15 protein-coding genes are annotated in these 19,143 nt (G+C 49.7%); 8 read left to right on the top strand and 7 right to left on the bottom strand.

All coding sequences use genetic code 11. The features are described from left to right. Positions 1 to 11: 11 nt before the first annotated feature. The 6 genes from HWI92_RS21455 to HWI92_RS21480 all read left to right on the top strand — a co-directional run bounded on the left by HWI92_RS21455 (position 12) and on the right by HWI92_RS21480 (position 5,662). Entirely contained in the window at positions 12 to 1,508 is a 1,497-nt protein-coding gene (locus tag HWI92_RS21455) for an aminotransferase-like domain-containing protein (protein ID WP_204659102.1), read from the top strand. 63 nt (positions 1,509 to 1,571) lie between these two features. Next, positions 1,572 to 2,921 carry a D-arabinono-1,4-lactone oxidase gene (locus HWI92_RS21460; protein ID WP_204659104.1) on the top strand — a complete coding sequence of 450 codons (1,350 nt, stop codon included), beginning with the start codon at positions 1,572 to 1,574 and terminating at the stop codon, positions 2,919 to 2,921. A gap of 40 nt (positions 2,922 to 2,961) precedes the next feature. Further along, positions 2,962 to 3,183, top strand: a complete 222-nt coding sequence (locus HWI92_RS21465) for a hypothetical protein (RefSeq protein WP_204659106.1) — start codon at positions 2,962 to 2,964, stop codon at positions 3,181 to 3,183. Between the two features lie 2 nt (positions 3,184 to 3,185). Then, complete coding sequence (locus tag HWI92_RS21470; RefSeq protein ID WP_204659108.1) at positions 3,186 to 3,593, top strand: type II toxin-antitoxin system VapC family toxin; 408 nt, start codon at positions 3,186 to 3,188, stop codon at positions 3,591 to 3,593. Between the two features lie 90 nt (positions 3,594 to 3,683). Then, entirely contained in the window at positions 3,684 to 4,358 is a 675-nt protein-coding gene (locus HWI92_RS21475) for a TetR family transcriptional regulator C-terminal domain-containing protein (RefSeq protein WP_204659110.1), read from the top strand. Between the two features lie 2 nt (positions 4,359 to 4,360). Then, positions 4,361 to 5,662, top strand: coding sequence for an ABC1 kinase family protein (locus tag HWI92_RS21480; protein WP_204659112.1), 1,302 nt, complete (start codon positions 4,361 to 4,363; stop codon positions 5,660 to 5,662). A 37-nt stretch (positions 5,663 to 5,699) separates the two neighbouring features. On the opposite strand, the gene HWI92_RS21485 is transcribed toward HWI92_RS21480, so the two are convergent. Both HWI92_RS21485 and HWI92_RS21490 read right to left on the bottom strand, forming a co-directional pair. Next, positions 5,700 to 6,821 carry an AI-2E family transporter gene (locus HWI92_RS21485; protein WP_204659114.1) on the bottom strand — a complete coding sequence of 374 codons (1,122 nt, stop codon included), beginning with the start codon at positions 6,819 to 6,821 and terminating at the stop codon, positions 5,700 to 5,702. Positions 6,822 to 6,884: 63 nt separating this feature from the next. After that, entirely contained in the window at positions 6,885 to 8,375 is a 1,491-nt protein-coding gene (locus HWI92_RS21490) for a cryptochrome/photolyase family protein (RefSeq protein ID WP_204659116.1), read from the bottom strand. Between the two features lie 82 nt (positions 8,376 to 8,457). Between HWI92_RS21490 and HWI92_RS21495 the strand changes: the two genes are divergently transcribed. Next, positions 8,458 to 9,423 (top strand): MBL fold metallo-hydrolase, encoded by a 966-nt coding sequence (locus tag HWI92_RS21495; protein WP_229248439.1) that lies wholly within the window; start codon positions 8,458 to 8,460, stop codon positions 9,421 to 9,423. Between the two features lie 5 nt (positions 9,424 to 9,428). Here HWI92_RS21495 and HWI92_RS21500 read toward each other — a convergent pair whose 3' ends face one another. From HWI92_RS21500 to HWI92_RS21520, 5 genes are all read right to left on the bottom strand, one after another. Next, on the bottom strand, positions 9,429 to 10,325 hold the full coding sequence (locus HWI92_RS21500; RefSeq protein ID WP_204659118.1) for a DUF72 domain-containing protein: 897 nt from the start codon (positions 10,323 to 10,325) through the stop codon (positions 9,429 to 9,431). A 27-nt stretch (positions 10,326 to 10,352) separates the two neighbouring features. Next, positions 10,353 to 10,868, bottom strand: a complete 516-nt coding sequence (locus HWI92_RS21505; RefSeq protein WP_204659120.1) for a cupin domain-containing protein — start codon at positions 10,866 to 10,868, stop codon at positions 10,353 to 10,355. A gap of 120 nt (positions 10,869 to 10,988) precedes the next feature. Next, entirely contained in the window at positions 10,989 to 12,590 is a 1,602-nt protein-coding gene (locus HWI92_RS21510; protein WP_204659122.1) for a SusD/RagB family nutrient-binding outer membrane lipoprotein, read from the bottom strand. Between the two features lie 10 nt (positions 12,591 to 12,600). Further along, positions 12,601 to 15,786, bottom strand: a complete 3,186-nt coding sequence (locus HWI92_RS21515) for a SusC/RagA family TonB-linked outer membrane protein (RefSeq protein WP_204659124.1) — start codon at positions 15,784 to 15,786, stop codon at positions 12,601 to 12,603. Positions 15,787 to 16,100: 314 nt separating this feature from the next. Next, positions 16,101 to 17,930, bottom strand: a complete 1,830-nt coding sequence (locus HWI92_RS21520) for a sodium:solute symporter family protein (protein WP_204659126.1) — start codon at positions 17,928 to 17,930, stop codon at positions 16,101 to 16,103. A 275-nt stretch (positions 17,931 to 18,205) separates the two neighbouring features. Between HWI92_RS21520 and HWI92_RS21525 the strand changes: the two genes are divergently transcribed. Then, positions 18,206 to 19,090, top strand: coding sequence for an AraC family transcriptional regulator (locus HWI92_RS21525; RefSeq protein WP_204659128.1), 885 nt, complete (start codon positions 18,206 to 18,208; stop codon positions 19,088 to 19,090). Positions 19,091 to 19,143 lie beyond the last annotated feature (53 nt).

A 19,143-nucleotide genomic window follows, 5' to 3' on the forward strand; every position in this document is an offset into this window, starting at 1 on the left:
GTTTTGATATCATGAGTAGTCCGGTTGAAATTCCCTTTCCATCCATCGTACGCATTGAGCGCGACGGAGCCTCACCTGTTTTCCTGCAAATAGCCCGCCAGATGATCAATGCCATCCAGCGCGGTGTGCTGCGCACGGGTGTCAGGCTGCCGGGTACCCGGACATTGGCAGAGCTGCTGGATGTGCACCGGAAAACCGTGGTAGCCGCCTACCAGGAACTGGATGCGCAGGGTTGGATAGAGCTCGTTCCCAACAAGGGAACTTTCGTGGCGCACCGGCTGCCGGGGCAGGAGGACAGTCCTGCCGGTTTTGGTGCCGAGCTGCTTTCCGGCTACCCGCGTACTGCCGGGTTTGCATTTGAGCAAAGTATGCTGCTCGACCGTCCGGTTACACTTTCGCGCGCCGGTCTTGAATTTACCGACGGACTGCCCGACGTACGCCTTGCTCCGCTCGGAAAGCTCGCCAAGGCATATTCCAGCGTGCTGAGGCGGGGAAATAACCGCAAGTTCCTGGGCTACTCGCATGTGGAAGGTAACAGCTATTTCAGGGAAAAAATGGCTGATTACCTGAACAATACACGCGGGCTGCACATTGGCACTGATAATATTCTTACCACCCGCGGCATTCAGATGGGCATTTACCTGGCATCCATGCTGCTGCTGAGAAGTGGCGACAATGTGGTGGTGGGAAACCTGAGCTACTATGTGGCCAATATGATTTTCCAGCAGGCCGGCGCCAACATCTTGCAGGTACCTGTGGATGAAGAAGGTATTTCAATCGAGGCTGTACGTGCATTGTGCGAAATGCGGCAGATCCGCATGCTGTACATTACGCCGCATCATCATTATCCCACTACAGTCACGCTGAGTGCCGAGCGGCGCATGGCATTGCTCAGCCTGTCGGTGCAGTACGGGTTTGTGATCCTGGAAGACGATCATGATTATGATTTTCACTATCATAGCAGTCCGGTACTGCCGTTGGCCAGTGCGGACCGGGCTGGAATGGTGGTGTACGTGGGCTCGTTTTGCAAGGCCATTGCACCCGGGCTGCGCTCGGGGTACCTGGTAGCCCCGGCCAATCTGATCCATGAGCTGGGCAAAATGCGCAGGATCATCGACCGGCAGGGTGACCTGCTGATGGAGCAGGCTCTGGGCGAACTGCTGGACGAAGGTGAAATTCAGCGCCACATCAAAAAAGCCACCAAAGTGTATCATTCCCGGAGAGATCATTTGCAAAAGCTTCTGGATGAGCAGCTATCCCCTTTTTTGCGGTTTACAACCCCGCCTGGCGGACTGGCTGTGTGGACGGAGTGGCGAAAGGATATCAGCCTGATGCGGGTGAGCCGTGAATGCTCCCGATACGGGCTGCATCTGCCGCAGACATTGCTGTTTCAGAATGAAGGATTAAGCGGTGCAAGGCTGGGATTTGGAAACCTGAATGAGGAGGAGCTGGGTAATGCAGTCGAAATCCTGAATACTGTGCTCTCGAAGGCAGGATATGTACACTAGTCCTTTGTAATTCATTTTATTCAATTAATTTGGGGTAAAATCATATTAAGATTCTGCCCTGTTATGAAAAAAAGAACTTTTATAAAACTTACGTCAGCACTCATGTCTGCACCCCTATTATCGCCACTTACCAGCTGGGCTGTTGCCGGGAAACTTAAAAACTGGGCAGGGAACCTGGAATACAGTACCGAGCGGCTGGATGCCGTGAGCTCGCAAGCGGAAGTTCAGCAGGCCCTGAAAAAGTACGAGCGCCTCAAAGTGCTGGGAACCCGGCATTGCTTCAATGATATAGCGGATACGAAAGATCAGTTTATCTCCCTCGTGAATGCGGAAGAGCAGATTTCCATTGATGAAAAAAAGAAAACGGTGACTGTCAATGCCGGTATCAAATATGGCCGGCTGAGCCCGTACCTGGATAAAAAAGGATTTGCATTGCACAACCTGGCCTCGCTCCCGCACATTTCGGTAGCGGGCGCGTGCATTACGGCTACGCATGGGTCGGGCGAAAAAAACGGAAACCTGGCGACGGCAGTCTCGGCCCTGGAAATGGTGACGGCAGACGGCAGCGTGGTACAGCTGAGCCGGGAAAAGGATGGAGAGCGGTTTAAGGCTTCGGTAGTAAACCTGGGGGCATTGGGCGTCATTACGAAAGTAACGCTGGATCTTCAGCCTGCATTTCAAATGCGTCAGTATGTATATGAAAATCTGCCGCTAAGCCAGCTCAGCGCCCATTTTGATGAAATTCAGAATGCCGGGTACAGTGTGAGCCTGTTTACCAACTGGGCAACGGATGATATTGCTGAAATCTGGATTAAACAAAAGCTGAACAGCTCTGCAGTTCCCAAAGTACTGCCGCAAACCGAGTTTTTCGGGGCCAGGCTGGCTACCAGAGATATGCACCCCATCCCGGAACTGTCTGCTGAGAACTGCACACCGCAAATGGGCGTGCCGGGGCCGTGGTACGAGCGTATGCCGCATTTTAAAATGGGCTTTACGCCCAGCAGCGGGGTGGAGCTGCAATCCGAATATTTTGTGCCCCGGAAACATGCCGTGGATGCAATAATGGCGGTAGCCAGGTTGGGCAGGCAGGTAAGTCCGCATCTGCTGACGTCCGAAATTCGGACGATCGCTGCGGATGACCTGTGGCTGAGTCCCTGCTATAAACAGGATTCTGTTGCAATTCACTTTACCTGGAAGCAGGAGTGGGATGCGGTGAGCAAGCTGCTGCCGGTGATAGAAAAGGAGCTGGCACCTTTTGGGGTGCGGCCGCACTGGGGCAAGTTGTTTTCTGTTTCAGGCACTGCGCTTGCTGCACAGTACGAACAGCTGGAAGCCTTCCGGCAGATTGCCAGGGAATACGATCCCAAAGGCAAGTTCCGCAATGCCTTTCTGGACAGGAATGTATTTGCCTGATGCGGATTAGTTTGTAAACTGGAATATAAAATTGTTTGTCATGACACATGCTTTGATGATTGAGACCAAAAATGCAGGAGACTTTGAGCTCATTAAGGAACTTGCCCAGCAGCTTGGCGCGGCAATTTCGGAGGAACATTCTGTAGAAAAGCCCGGGGACAATGTTGTAAAAGCTTTTGCAGCCATTCAACAGCGTTTTCCGGTTCAGAAAATACCTGCTGACACAGATATTAATGCGGTCATTGACCAAATCAGCGAATAAGGGTGATTTACTTTGACACCGATGTAATCATCCATGCGATTGTTGAACAGGATGCTCAAAAGCGCGCTTACTCTTCGCAACTTCTGTCAGAAGCATTTGCCTCAGATACGTTTGCTATTTCTACCCTGACGATACAGGAAGTAGGGCTTGCACTTTCCAAACTTGGTTTGGGGCAGGATGAAGTAGCTGCATATCTTAACTTTTTTGGAACACTGCGGGTGTTTTCGGTAACCAGGGAACAGCTTGCCAGAGCAGTAGTACTGGCGCATGCAGTTGGTTTCAAGAACATCAATGATTGCGTTCACACGGCTGTGGCGGAAAGTCGCGGATGTACGATGCTTTGCACTTACAATAAGTCCGACTTTAAACGCATACAAAATCTCACACAGCTACCCGTGACTATCTTGTAATCCATGTTAGAAACAATGCTTTAAATCGCACGATTTAGGGATAAATTACGTTTTTCCTGGTAGCGGATTGCACTTTTAAAATCAACATGAATGGCTACTAGAATCAAAGAAATCCCGGCAGGGGCGCGTGAGCTTACCGATGAGGTGATCATCGAGCATTTTATGCACTACTGCCTCGAAAATCATAAAAGACCTGAGTCGGTATACCTCTTCTGCAAGCAGTTCGGCATTGCGGAAAAAGAGTTTTATCAGCATTTTTCATCCCTTGATGCGGTTGAAAAAAGCGTTTTTGTGAGTTTTCACCAGGCGGCTGTCAACCTGATGGAACAAAGCGGCGATGCCGCCGGCACTACGTTCCAGGAAAAGCTGCTGACCTACTACTACACTCTTTTCGAAATCCTGACTGCCAACCGCAGCTACGTGGTATTTGCATTGAAGGAAGAAAGAAACAAGCTCAACAGCCTGATGAAGCTAAAAGAGTTCAGAAGGCATTTCAAGGCTTTTGTTCACAATATCAGCCAGGGATACCTGAAAGTACGCAGTGAGCGGATCCGGAAGGTGCAGCAGGATGCGCTCGAAGAAGGCGCCTGGGTACAGCTGCTTGTGACATTGCAGTTCTGGCTGGAAGATGAGTCCGTGGGTTTTGAAAAAACAGACCTTTTCATTGAAAAATCGCTTCGTGCTACCTTCGATCTCATTGATACAAGTCCGCTGGAGAGTGTAATTGATTTTGGTAAATTCATTTTTAAAGAAAAACTACGCTGAGTATGGAGACGATTGACAGTATTCCCACCTCCAAAATCCAGCGTGCATCGAGGCTTATTTCAACAGGCGTGAAGATCGGGGGTAATTACCTGAAGTATTACGGGGAGAAAATCACGAACCCGGAAAATGCTCGCGACAACCTCAACAGTAACAATGCCGAAGATATTTACGACGGACTGAAAAGTCTGAAAGGCAGTGCATTGAAGCTGGCCCAGATGCTGAGTATGGAGAAGAACTTTCTTCCGCAGGCTTATGTGGAAAAGTTTTCGTTGTCGCAGTTTTCTGTTCCGCCATTATCTGCTCCGCTGGTTACGCGTACTTTCCGCAAGTATTTCGGAAAGTCGCCGCTGGACCTTTTTGATAGTTTCAATCCCAATGCAATCAATGCAGCCAGTATTGGACAGGTACACCATGCTACTGCCGGCGGGCGCGAGCTGGCCGTCAAGATCCAGTATCCGGGAGTGGCGGAAAGTATTTCGACGGATCTGGCACTGGTAAAACCTATTGCCATGAAGATGTTCAACATCCCGTCCAAGGATTCGGACAAGTATTTCAGGGAGGTTGAAACCAAGCTTACCGAGGAGACCAACTACATTCTTGAACTGGCGCAAAGCAATGAAATTGCTCAGGCCTGCGCGCACATTCCCGGACTGAAATTTCCGCAATACTATCCGGAGCTCTCCTGTGAAAGGGTGATCACCATGGACTGGATGCAGGGGCAGCATTTATCTGAATTTTGTAAAACGAATAAAGACCAGCGGCTTGCCGATAAGGTAGGGCAGGCGCTCTGGGATTTTTACATGTACCAGGTTCATGTGCTGCGTAAAGTGCATGCGGATCCGCATCCCGGAAATTTCCTGGTGGATAAGGATCATAACCTGATTGCGATTGATTTTGGCTGTATCAAGGAAATTCCGGAGGCTTTTTATGAGCCTTACTTTGAACTTGCAGAGCCTGAAAAGCGCGATGATGCAGCTAATTTCCATGCAAGGCTCGCAGAGCTGGAAATCCTGACGGAGCGTGATACACCACAGGAGACCGTGTACTTTTCCAACTTGTTCAAAGAAATACTATCCCTGCTGACACAGCCTTTTCAAGCCGAATCCTTTGACTTTGCGGACGAGGCATTTTTTGGAAAACTGGCGGCTTTGGGTGAGAAGTATGCCAATGATAAGGAGCTGCGCAAGATGAACATGAACCGCGGTTCAAAACATTTTATTTACATCAACCGTACTTTCTTCGGCTTGTTCAGCCTGCTGCACGACCTGAAAGCCAATATCGCGACCCAGCAGCTGGTGAGCTAGCAGCACGTAATCTATTTTTCTTGGAAAAGGCAGGTACCTAGTCGGACCTGCCTTCTTCGTTTTTATCCCTGCTCTTTTTATCCCTGAATTTGAAAATACTGGTAGTGGCTTCCTTGGGGGTCTGGTCGCCGAGGAGTATACCCCAGGCTTTGAGCCCCTCGACCCGGTCGAAAATCGCTTTCATCATGGCAATCGCCGGAATAGACAGGAACATGCCCGCAAAGCCCGCCAGCGCTCCGCCAATCAGCACGCCGAGTATGGAAACCAATGCATTGATCTTCACCTTGGAGGCGACAATCAGAGGTACAAGGATGTTATTGTCGACGAATTGTACTGCAATAAATACGCCTACTACACCCAGGATGATGTTGAGCTCCGGGTGGCTGATGAAGGTGACCATGACAGCCAGCACGGTAGCAACCAGTCCGCCAATGTAGGGTATCAGGTTGAGGATAGCCGCCATAATGCCGAGCAATATTGCATACTGTACATGGAGAACAAGCAGTCCTACCGAGTTCAGCACTGCTACGGCGGTAGTTTCGAGCAATAGTCCCACCATGTAGCTCTGGATAATGGATTTGATTTCGCCCAGTACTTCCAGCACTTTGGACTTATGTTCTTCGGCAAACAACACGACCGTAAAATGCAGCAGCATGGCGCGGTAATAAAGGAGCAGAAATGTATAAATAGGCACAAGGATCAGCGTGGCAAGCGGCCCGGTAACAGCGCCAAGTGTTTCCACACCCTGAAACTTTTCCAGTGTTTTGGTCTGGGTATTTTTCAAATACTGCTCCTGCTGGCGGTAGCTGACACTATATTCCCGCCGTATCCATCGCCGGGCATCCCTGTAAAATTCATTGATATTCCTTTTCAGCTTCGGCCACTCGTCCGAAAAGTCGGCCACTTGCATGGATAATACTACGGTAACTGCCGAAACAATGAGCACGGCCAGCGTTACAGCCAGGCTGATAGCGACGATTTTGGGTACCCCAAGTCCGGTCAGCCAGCGCTCCACGGGCCGCAGGAGTACAGCAATGAGGCCGGCCAGGGCAAGCGGCACCAGAATATCGCTCCCGAGGTACAATGCCAGCATGATGAGGGCAATCGACAGGAGCGACAAGGCCAGCTGGTGGTAAAAGGGATTTTCGCGAAGGGTCAAGGCAGTTTGCAGGTTAAAAATGTAATCTATCCCTTTTGTAAACAATCCGCAATGTTCCTGCCTTTATTTTGCCGCTTGATCCAGTTGCTTCAGGAAGTCTTCGGCCCGTGCCAGGTGTTCCTGCTGCTTTTCGTCCGGCATGTTGTCGAAGGTGCCGATCAGCATGCCCAGCCGTGGATTTTTCATAAAAAACTTGCGGTGCTTGTCCATAAACCGCCAGAAGAGCCCGTCCCACACGTGCGTCCATTCTCCTCTTGAAAAGTCGCCCATTTTGAGCAGGTAATTGCTGCTGCTGATGTATGGTTTGGTTGCCATCAGGCCCCCGTCGGCAAACTGGCTCATTCCATACACATTGGGCACCATCACCCAGTCGTAGGCATCAATGAAGAGTTCCATAAACCAGCGGTACACGTCGTCGGGATCTATCTCGCAGAGCAGCATAAAGTTTCCCATCACCATCAGCCGCTCAATATGGTGGCAGTAGCCTGTTTCAAGCACTTTTTTGATTACCACATCTACCGGTTCAATGCCCGTCTCGCCCGTCCAGAAGGATTCAGGGAGTTTGCGGGTAAATTTCCAGTAATTGGTGGTACGTTCCCGGCGGCCTTTGAACTCATACACACCATGCATAAACTCACGCCAGCCAATGATCTGCCGGATAAATCCTTCGGTTGAGTTCAGGGGAATGTTATGCTTTCTGGAAAATTCCAGGATTTCGGATACCACAAGCCGGGGCGTGATCAGGCCGGTGTTGAGCATGGGCGTGAGCACGCTGTGGTGCAGAAAATGCTGGGAAGTAACCATGGCATCTTCATAAGCCCCAAATTCGCTGAGCCTGCTTTCCAGGAAGTTACTCAGCCATTTTTTGCTCTGACTGAAACTGATCGGAAACCGCACTTCGGCCGACAGGTTGCCATAATGGTCCGAAAAATGCTTCTCCACATATTCTTCAGCCTCTTTGATAAACACGGTTTCGGCGGGGAAATGAATATCAGGGGGTGACTTCTTGCGGGGGTACTTCAACCGGTTTTCCGTGTCGAAGCTCCATCTGCCGCCTTCGGGCTCACCATTTTCATCTACCAGGATTTTTTGTTTCTGGCGCTGGTAGGTGTAAAAGTCTGCCTGGAAATAGCGCTTTTTGTTCATGAAATACATTTCCAGGTCTTCCCGCGAGTTGATAAACATGGGCGTCGGATACTCGGAAAGTTCCAGTCCTGCCTGCTGCGCCGTACGGGTCAGTCGCCGGCTGAGCCAGTCGTCGGTAAGGTCAACATAGTGGATGTGGGCGACATCCTTGGTTTTCAGGTGAGGAACCAGCTTGCGAACATCCGCATGCGGGTCGTGTGCCTCTATGTAGGTCACCCGGTACTTGTGTTTTTCAAGATAATCCTTGTAAAACTGCATGGTAGCCCGGTGATGCCTGATTTTCTGTTTGTGAAACTTAAACTGTTGGAAGTACAAAGGCTCTTCAATCAGCCAGATTTCGCGGTCGGCCGCGACCGCCGGATTGTCCTGGAATAGCTGGTGCGGAAACAAAAGCGTAATTTCGGTCATAATTTGCGTGCTATTTTGGGCATTTTTAATGGGTAACTTTGTGGCGGCTTTGGTATACAAGATGTTAAATAATTATTCCTGCATGAGGCAGTTCCGACTGCGATCCCGGCTGATCCTGCTATGCCTGTTTTTTACGAGCAGCGCCGGCGCCTATGCGCAGAAAGGTTTTAGGGTGGTTCCTTTGGGCGTAAAAGGTGGGGTAGATGACGGAAACCTGTCGGCGTATATGGTGGCACCGGCCCGATCGTCGGAATATATATGTCTGGACGCCGGTACCGTCAGCGGAGGCATTCAAAAAGCCGTGCAGCAAGGTGTTTTCAAGATTCCTGCACAGGCTGTTCTTAAGCAGTATCTCAAAGCCTACTTCATTTCCCACCCGCACCTGGACCATGTATCGGGTATGATCGTGACTTCGGTAGAGGATACTGCCAAGTCGGTTTACGGTTTTCCGGCATGCATTAATACTTTGCGCGATCATTATTTCAACTGGCAGAGCTGGCCCAATCTGACATCTGCAGGGGCATTACCTGCATTGAACAAGTTCCGGTACGAAACGCTTACGGAAGCGCAGGAAATCGCAGTACCGGGCACCGGCATGCAGGTCACACCGTTTCGCCTGAGCCATACGGAACCCTACGAGAGCGCGGCATTTCTCGTCCGTCATCAGGATGAATACCTCTTATATTTTGGAGATACTGGTCCTGATGTTATCGAAGGTAAAGGCCGGATGAAAAAGGTTTGGGATGCCGCAGCTCCCTTGTTGAAAGCAGGCAGGCTCAAAGGTGTTTTCCTGGAAGTGTCGTACCCCAATGCCCAGCCCGACAGCAAGCTCTACGGGCATCTTACACCCAGGTGGTTTATGCAGGAGTTGCAGGTGCTCGCAGACCTGGCCGGGCAGGAGTTGCTGAAAGGACTTCCTGTCATTGTAACCCATATCAAACCTGCCGGCAAGAATGAGGGTATTATCAGGCAGGAACTTGCAGCTGACAACCACTTGAAAGTAAAGCTGATATTTCCCCGCCAGGGAGAGGCTGTGCTGTTGCGGTAAGCTTTTCAGGCAAGCTGCTGCGCCTTTGCAGCAGACACCGTGAGTGGAATGCCCAGGTCGGCATTCAGGTGTTCGTTAAACTTTTTGATCAGGTAAGCCGATAGCAGGGGCGAGGCTTCTTCATGATTCTGATGCACAAAAAAGTAAATTTTCTCAATGCCCTGCGCAGTCCAGCTTCTCAAACGTTCAAACCAGTCATCCAGCCGGGTATAGTCTGAATCCACATTCGCACCATTGTAGCGCACAAATGCTACGGGGCTGGTGAGCCGCATATGCAGTAGGTCACGCCGGCCCGCCGAATCGGTGATGACATGCGCGATCCGCTTTTCTTCCAGTAATGCAAACAGTTCCTGATTGTCAAACGAACCGTTGTACCAGTCGGTATGGCGGAGTTCGAGAGCAAGTGGAAAGCCGGAAGGCCAGCTCTGGATATACTCTTTGAGTATGTCCCAGTTTTTTGGCGCAAAGTTATCGGGCATCTGCAGGAAAAGCATACCCAGCTTGTCCTGCAGATGTGCGATCCCGTCCAGGTATAGGTCGGTAGGAGCCCCGGCATCTTTCAGTCGCTTCCAGTGGCTGATTGCCTGGTGGAGCTTAGGGAAAAATCTGAAATGGGCCGGCGTCTTGCTGTACCACGAGGCTATCGTTTCGACCGGGAAGTTGTTGTAAAAAGTAGCATTCAGCTCAATGCTGTTGAACTGGCTTGAATAGTAGGTAAGTTCATCCTTGGTTCCTTTCGGATAGAAATTCTTCAGGTCGGTTTTGTTCCATTTGGCACAACCGACAAAGATTTCGGGTTTTACCGGCTTGCTGCCCGCTGTCAGAATCCGCGTATTTTCCAATGCATCTGCCGGCAGAGTAAAGTCAATAAGGCTTGTATCGTCGACCTTTCCGAATTTCATGGGATGTTGAATTTAACTTGTCTAGTATTACCTGCCAAAATCATCCTGAACCCGAACAATATCGTCTTCGTCGGAAGGGCTTGCGGGATCGGTATGCTGCCAGATCTCGGCTACGACACCCCATTCATCTACACCGACCAGGCGGTGGCGCTTGCCTTTGGAAAGTTCGATCACCGTGCCGATCGGAAGTTGCTGTAGTTGCGTTTCTTCGTCCGTATCGCTGATGACAATGCCGGCATTGCCCCCGATCACCTTCCAGATTTCGGCCCGGCGGTGATGATATTGCCACGACAAACGCTTATTGGGTGCCACTACAAGGATCTTCGGGCTCAGTTTTTCATAGCCTGCAAAGTCTTCCAGGGATAAATGCGGAAAAAACGTGGATATGAATGTAGGGGCTTCACTTTCTTCAATGACAAAAAAACCACCCCACGGGCGGGAGTGATCTTTGGCCACTACGGTAAATCCCTGTTCGTCTATAAACTGTTGTATTTTGTCGAAAACAACGTCTTTTTCGGCTGTTTTGCTGAATGACTGCACCATAAATATGTTATTTGAAATAAAGTGGCTGACCTCAAAATTAGGATAAAAAACAAAAAGATGCCCCAAAATATTCGGGGCATCTTCTGATTTATATCTACTGATTTTAACACTCCGGACACATCATTTATCCCACCAGACCTTGGTCGTAAAATCATCCGGCAGGGTAGCGCCGGTTTGATAGTTGGGGTTACCGGCCACCTCATTGGTCGGGTATCTCAGGCGTACCGGGATGGTGCCGCCGGTTACATTGCCCGGATAATTGGTAGGGGTAAGTTTAGGGTAGCCGGTACGTCTCCAGTCCGACCATGCTTCCCACCAGTTGAAGAATTTGTTGACCCAAAGCTGTTCCCCGATCATTTCGAGTGCAGGTTTTGTGCCTCCATACTGATAGGTAGTCAGGTAAGTTGTTACCGCAGCATCCGAAACCGTGAGCGAAGCATCGTAGGGAGTATACATCTGCATGGAAGCCTTTACACCTGCTTCGTAGTGCGACTTGGCAGTTCCTGCAATGCCCGTACCAATCTTGCGCTCCAATGCCTCCGCCAGAAGGAGTTCCACTTCGCCATAGTTCATGATCATATACGGATCAGAATCCTGAAGCATTTTTACATTGATGCGGGAGTAGGTTTTTCCCACTTCCAGTTTATCGTTCTTTTCAAGCTCCGCCAGCATGGCCAGATCGTAACCATTGGGCATCCCTTTTTGTTTCAATGGATCCACTGTGATGGGCGTAAAGCCGGCGGTTGTCCAGTCACCGATACCACCGCTGATGATCATCAGGCGCGGATCGTCGTCGGCCACGGCATTTTTGTTGGTACCTTTCAGGAAGTCCACCAATGTGGCGCTCAGGTAGGAAGGCTGGCCACCATCGCCCGGATCAAATGCGCGGGAAATACCATTCTGGTTCACCCACTCGCTCGGACCGTCGGCCATTTGTACCCACATGTTGTCAGCATTGCTCGTGAACACGCCGCCGGCTGCTGCTTTGGTTACATACGTGGCCGCTTTTGCAGCATCCACATTGGAGATGCGCATTGCCAGACGGAGCATGACAGAAAATCCGAATTTCTTCCATTTTGCAAGATCCCCTTTGTAAATGAAATCCGCAGCGGCAAGTCCTTCGTCTCCATTGGAAGCATTGAGCGCGCTGGTTGCTTCATCTAGCTCTTTAAGGACGTCGGTATATACAAATTCCTGGGTGTCGTACTTTGGAAAGAAAATACCGTCCGTACCCTTGTTGGCTTCCGAGTAAGGAATGTTTCCGTAATAATCCGCCAGCCTCGCATAGCTGAATGCACGAATTATGCGGGAGATCTGGCGCAGGTTCACATATTTACCTTCTGCAAAGCCGCCGGGACCGGATTGTTTCAGAATTTCGGCCAGGTTTTTCAGCTGGTCATTGTAAATAAATTCAAATGGAGCTGCATTGGTCTCTGCATTGACGGTGTACTTGTCTCCCGGAGAAATCCCTCCGCCCGAGCTGGCCAGCTGCTGGATCGCATAGCCGCACCAGCCGATGTTGGTCCGCCAGTCGATGTAGCGGTTATCGCCCGTGGTACCATTGGATGCCAGGCCCAGCTCCACCGAAGTGAAAAGCAAGTTGAGATTTACTTCATTCAAAGCCTGAGGGTTGATGTTGAGATCGTGCAGTTCCTTTGTATCGCAACCTGTTACAAGCACTGCTGCCAATCCGTATTTAAGGTATTTTGTCAAATTTTTCATGTTCTGTCAATTAGAAGGATACTCTCAAGTTGAAACCGTAGCTGCGTGTAGAAGGAAAACCGAAGTAGTCGAAACCTTGTGAGTTTCCGTTCGAGTAAGTCGATTCAGGATCTACGTTAGGGATGTTTTTAAACAAAATACCCAGGTTACGACCTACAAATGAGAGTGAAAGGCTTTGTAGCGGAGTTTTGGCAAGCATCCTTTTCGGGAATGAATAGCCCAGCGTAAGTTGTCTCAGTTTGATAAACGAGGCATCATACAGGTACATGGGTGTAATCGCATCCGCTTCTCCACCTACCGACTGCCAGTAGTCGTATGCTTCGCGCGGAGTAAGCGTTTTGTTAATCGGCTGGTACTCGGTACCTACCTGCGTCACACCACTGATCGTCAGCGGAGCTTCGCCGTCGCGGCCTTGAAGCGATTGCTGGCTCAATCCCCATTGCGTCAGACGCATGTTGGTACCCGAAAGGATGTCGCCGCCCCATTTGAAGTCAACCAGAAACGAAAGATCAACGCCTTTGTAGTTGAATGCATTAGTTAAACCACCTGTGAGTTTAGCAATACCGTTTCCGATCACTTCATAACCTGCTGAACCGACCGGCCGGCCGTCAGCATAGAACACAGGCTGGCCATCCGGTGAAAGTTTCTGCACGCGGCCGGTGATCATCCCGAAAGGTTGTCCCACAATGTTTTTGATGTAGGCATTACGGGTACGCGGTTCTTCCATCACCAGCTCGTTAGTTCCCGGGATCAGTTCTTTGACCTTGTTATTGTTTTTGGCGATGTTCAGGGTTACGTCCCAGCTCAGGTTGTTGGATTTGAATGGTGTTCCGGTGATCAGGAGCTCAATACCCCGGTTTTGCAGCTTGCCCAGGTTTACCGACGTACTTCCGAAACCGCTTGCGCGTGAGATGGTAGCATTCAGGATATCGTCTGTGGTTTGCTGGTCATAGTAGCTGAAATCAACACCCAGTTTGTTGTTGAACAATCGGAACTCAATACCCATTTCAGTCTCCGTGGAGGTTGCAGGTTTCAGGTTTGGATTGGGGATGTTACCTCCGTTGCCCATAGCCTGAGAGAACGACGCCATGGCATAGCCGAGGTGCGGATTTCCATTCAGCGAGTAGGTCAGGTTGGTTTGGTATGCTCCGATGGATGCAATACCAGCCTGTGCCCACGATGCACGTACTTTTCCGAACGACAGCCATGACGGCATGTTTTTGAATGCATCGGTAAATACGAAGCTAGCACCGATCGACGGGTACAGAATGCTGTTTGTCTTGGGGTTCAGTACGGAAAACCAGTCATTACGTGCCGTAGCAGTCAGGAACAGGTAGCCGTCATAGGAGACCTCCGCCGATCCGAAAAGTGAGTTAATGCCGCTTTCATCAAAGTTGTAGTCCCACGTTTTGCCTTTTACGTTATTGATGGCTTCAAAGAATTGTACGTTGAAACCGTTACCATAAATATTGACGAAATCATACTTTCTTCTCATCCGGTTTCCGCCTCCGAATGCAGTAACACCTACTTTGCCGAATTCTTTATTAAAGCCGATGGTGTACTCTGCATTGATCTCCTGCACACTCCAGGTTCCCATACTCCGTGCGCCGCCACGCTGGTAGCCGGTACCCTCAGGTGTGAGGGATTCGCCGCGGCGGGTGTATTTGTCAATTCCCACCCGGCCCTGTACATACAGCCAGTCAGTAAGCTGGTATTTCAATGAACCGGAAGAGATGAGCCTGTTTTTGTTGTCGGTTTTGATAAACTGATGCGTTACCCAATATGGATTCTGGCCCCAGTTGTTGTTTGCCTGCTGAAATTCCTCGCCCACCTGCTTTCCATAGAGGCCGAGACTGGTAGCATCGGTTCCAACCGGAATCGCACCCGGCTTGTTAGGATCGCCGTAATAATCCAGGATGTTGTAGTTGCCGGGCGTACGCCAAACGGACTGGATCGCATTACCCGGGGAGTCAGATACGTTAGGCCGGTTTTTCGCTTTTTCTTCCGAATAAAGGACTTTCGCATCCAGTGTCAGCCTTTTGCCGAATTTGGAATTGGTTGAGAGGGAAAGGTTGGTACGGTCATAGCCGGAATTGGGAAGGATCGTCGAGCTTCTCAGGTCCGTAACAGATGCACGGAAGTTCTGGTTTTCATTACCGCCGGAGAATGCAAGGTTATTGGTGATTGCATGTCCAGTCTTGTAAAAGCGCGAGAAATTATCACCCTGGTAAGCATACGGGCGCATTTTGCCATCAAAGCCAATCACCTGGCTGTTATCATAGCGAGGTCCCCAGGAGTCGTCACCCCATTCATATGCCTGGCTTAGGTTAGTCGGTTTAGAAGCTACGCCATTTGCGTAAGAACCGCTCCCATAGGAATGCTGCAGATCAGAAAGATCATTCAGTTTTTCAAAAACATAGTTTGACCCGAATTCCACACCAATCCCTTTCCGCTTGGTTCCGCGTTTGGTAGTGACGTTGATAACACCATTTGCCGCACGCGAACCATAAAGCGCAGCAGCATTCGCACCTTTCAGTACAGTTACCGACTCGATGTCATCCGGGTTGATACTGGAAAGTCCGTCCCCTTCGTCAGATCCGCCCCAGAGACCTGCCTGACCGAAGTTGTTGTTATCCATCGGAATCCCGTCAATTACGTACAGCGGCTGGTTGGCACCCTGCAATGATTTGTTCCCGCGGATGATCACACGCGAAGATCCTGCCGGGCCCGAAGCGATCTTGCTTACATTCACACCAGCTACGCGGCCAGCCAGTGCATTTCCCAGGTTTGCTTCGCGGGCGGCAGTCATGTTGCTGCCTGCTACTTCGGTGATAGAGTACGCCAGCGCTCTCTTATCCCGGGCAATACCGAGGGCTGTGACCACGACTTCATTCAGGGCAGTGGCTTCAGGAGCAAGGGAAATGTTGAGAATGCTGGCATTGGCGACCACTTCTTTGGTCACGTAGCCAATGTAGCTGAACGTAAGGGTTTTTCCTTTTTCGACGGTAATCGTGTACTCCCCCTTATCATTGGTGCTTGTACCGCGGGTAGTACCTTTTACGACGACGTTCACGCCGGCAATTTCAGTGCCGGACGCTTCACTGACTTTTCCCGATACCGTCATCTCCTGGGCAAAGCTTCGGGTGAAGCAGAGACATAGCAGTACCAACATGTTTAGTAGTACATTTTTTTTCATACAGTTCTGTTTACTGTTGGGTTAACTAAAATTTGAAAAGGAATAATGCTAAATTTTAGTCAAATATACCTAATCAAACGGCATCAAGATATAATGCTTTTTTATCTAAAAATAACACATTGTTGACGTTCCGGTGAATTGACAAGCGTGTGATCTACTCTAAATATGGCTTTTTTGAAGCAGAAATGGCACTTTTGCCAGACCTCTTCGATTAACACAAAGAGGGATTATTTTAATACAATTGAACGGAGTGTCATATACGTGTACCTTCCTGATCTGATTTGATCATCCAGGTACCTCCGATGTAATGCCGGTTATGATCTGGGAAGATGCGCATACCAGGTATTACGTAAAATGGCAGCGCAGCCAAGTAAAATCAGGACTGCGAGGAGTGTCTGCGGATAAAGCCTGAGCACCAGAAATATAGGCACGCTGGTGATGCAAGTTTGTGCTATTATGCCAATCACAATGTTCCAGGCATCCCGTTTAAAGTTTGAATCCGGTACGAAGTGCTTGTCTTCCTGCATTACTTCATCCCGGACAGGCTTCCAGAATCCCCATGGACGGATGTTTTTGTAAAAACAGCGTAATACCTGCCTGTCTGTGGGCTTAGTAAGGAGCGATCCGGCTACGGATGCTGCCAGAGAAATAACCAGTATCACAGGAAAATAAAACAGCGGAAGCATACCGGGAAAAAGGTAGGGACCGGCCATCGCAGCGAGTATACCTGCCAGCATACCACAAAAAAAGCCAAAGCTGTTGAGCCGCCACCAGTGCCATTTCAGGACGTTGGCCGCCACAAACCCTCCGAACAAAGCCGATACGATCCATTGCAATGCACTGTTTACATCCTGCATAAAAATCCCCAGCAGTATACTGATGCTCACTACGACAAGTCCCAGCAGGTAATTCATCCGGCTGATCTGGCGGTTGGTAGCGTCTGGTTTTCGTTTAAGATAAATATCATTTACCATATAAGCCTGCGCAGCATTGAATGTTCCTGCAAATGTGCCCATAAATGCACCCATCAAACCCACCAGTACCAGGCCGAGCAGTCCGGGCGGAACATAAAGATTGAGGACCGCAGGCAGGATACGTTCAAAGTCAATCTGACCATTGGATTGCAGGTGCAGTTTTTGGAAAAACAAAAGTCCCAGGACCGTAATGCCGATAATCATCAGGTAGCGTGTCGGAAGCAGCACCACATTTACAAACATGCTCATCAGGGCTGCCTCACGGGGTGAACGGGCTGAAAGGATTTTCTGCATATCGTAGGTAGGGGCAGGTCCGGCAAGGCTGGCCAGGATTCCTTTGGCAGCCATCAATGTAAAAAAATACCCGAACGGAGAAAAACCGTTGCGCTCGATCTTCCGGTTGACCAGTTCCAGGTAGCCGGTCCAGTGCATGTCCAGCTCCCAGCCGAAAAAAGGGTTGTACCAGCCTTCGGGCACAGGTAACCTGCCGGCATTGCCCAGCTCGTGCCACGCTATCCACGCAATGGAAGCCGACACAACAACCATAATGCCATAATGGATCAGGTCTACCCATACAATGCTTTTCATGCCGCCGAGCATGGAATATGCGACCGTAAAGAGGGTAAAAAGAACGCCATAAACATGAGCTGCATACTGCTCGGATACAGGCAGCCAGGGGAGGAGGCTCTTCACCAGCGTCCAGGGAATAAATATTTCCAGGAACTTGCCCAGTCCTATGAAGCCGTAGGCCATCATGCTCAGGCAGCTTAAAAGCGCAAAAATAACGATTACATGGTGTGCAAGCCTGTCCCCGCCTGCTTTGCCAAACCGGGTTTCCATCCACTCGGCACCCGTGGATGCATTGGATCGCCTCAGCCAAACGGAGAGGTAAACCATCATGAATATCTGATTGAAAACCGGCCATAGCCAGGGCAGCCACACACTCTTTAAGCCGTAGACAAACATCATGGCCACCATCCAGCTGGTACCCGAAATGTCAAACATGCCCGATGCATTGGAAATGCCGAGCATCCAGTAGGGCATGGATTTGCCACCCAGCAAATAGTCGTTTTTACTGCGCTGAGCTTGTTTTTTTAAAACCAGTCCGATCAGCGTGACCAGTGCGAGGTAGAGAATGATAACAGCCAGGTCGAATGCTTGCAGCTTCATGCAGAAAGAGGGCGGGAGCGATAGCGGCGGGCAGCCACGGGATGGTCGTCAGCATGGACCGCCTGAGGAAGCGGAGGTAGTATTTTTTTATCCATGTATGAGTTGATACTGGCAGGTTGAGTACAAGGTGATTGATAAATTAATAGATTTATTTGTGTTATACCGCTACATTTTCCTAATATTTGTAGTTTCCGGTTGATTATTAGTCCTAATACAAGCGCTATCGAATAATACTTTTACAGATTTTGCACCCCAACCCAGCAAGCCGATTTGTTATGAACCAGGTTTACCGTGAAATCACGCCCCTCACGCAGTACGATTGCTTTACGATTTTTGCAAGAAAGAAAACAATCTTCGACTTCCCAATTCACAATCATGAAGAATACGAGCTCAACCTTATCCTGGGGGGAAAAGGGGTAAAGCGGATCGTGGGAGACCATACCGAGATCATTGATGGTGCCGAACTGGTATTGGTAGGCAAAAACCTGCCGCACGGCTGGCTGACGCATAATTATAGATGGGATGACGGTATGCCCGAAGTGTACGAAATCACTGTCCAGTTTCACCAGGATTTGTTTGATGATAAATTTCTGAGAAGAAATCAGCTGTTTTTCCTGCGCTCCCTGCTTGAAAAATCGGGACGCGGGATCGCATTTTCGCATGATACCATCGACCGTATTGTTCCCCGCCTGAAATCGCTGGTTGAGAAAAGCGGCTTTGATTCGATCCTGGAACTGATGTCGATCCTGCACGACCTGTCGGTTTCGCGTAACATGCGTATACTCAGCAACGGAACCTTTACGGAGGACCAGATTAACTTCAACAGCCGGCGCATTGAGCGGGTATTTGCGCATATGCGCGAGAACTATGACAAGGAGGTGAATCTTGAAATTGTGTCGAGGCTTGCGGGAATGTCCGAAGTTTCATTCAGCCGCTTTATCAAGAAAAGAACAGGCAAAACCTTTATCGAGAGCCTGAATGAGATCAGGCTGGGACACGCTTCGCGTTCTCTGATCAATACTTCCCATACCATTTCGGAGATTGCATATAAGTGCGGCTTTAACAACTTGTCCTATTTTAACCGCATCTTCAAAAATAAGAACGGATGCACGCCCAAGGAATTCAGGGATAATTACTCCGGTACCCGCACATTCATATAAAAAAAACAGCCCGAACCAATCTGGTCCGGGCTGTAATTCTGTTGATTTCAACC

This window comes from Dyadobacter sandarakinus, from assembly GCF_016894445.1.
Classification (GTDB): Bacteria; Bacteroidota; Bacteroidia; order Cytophagales; family Spirosomataceae; genus Dyadobacter; species Dyadobacter sandarakinus.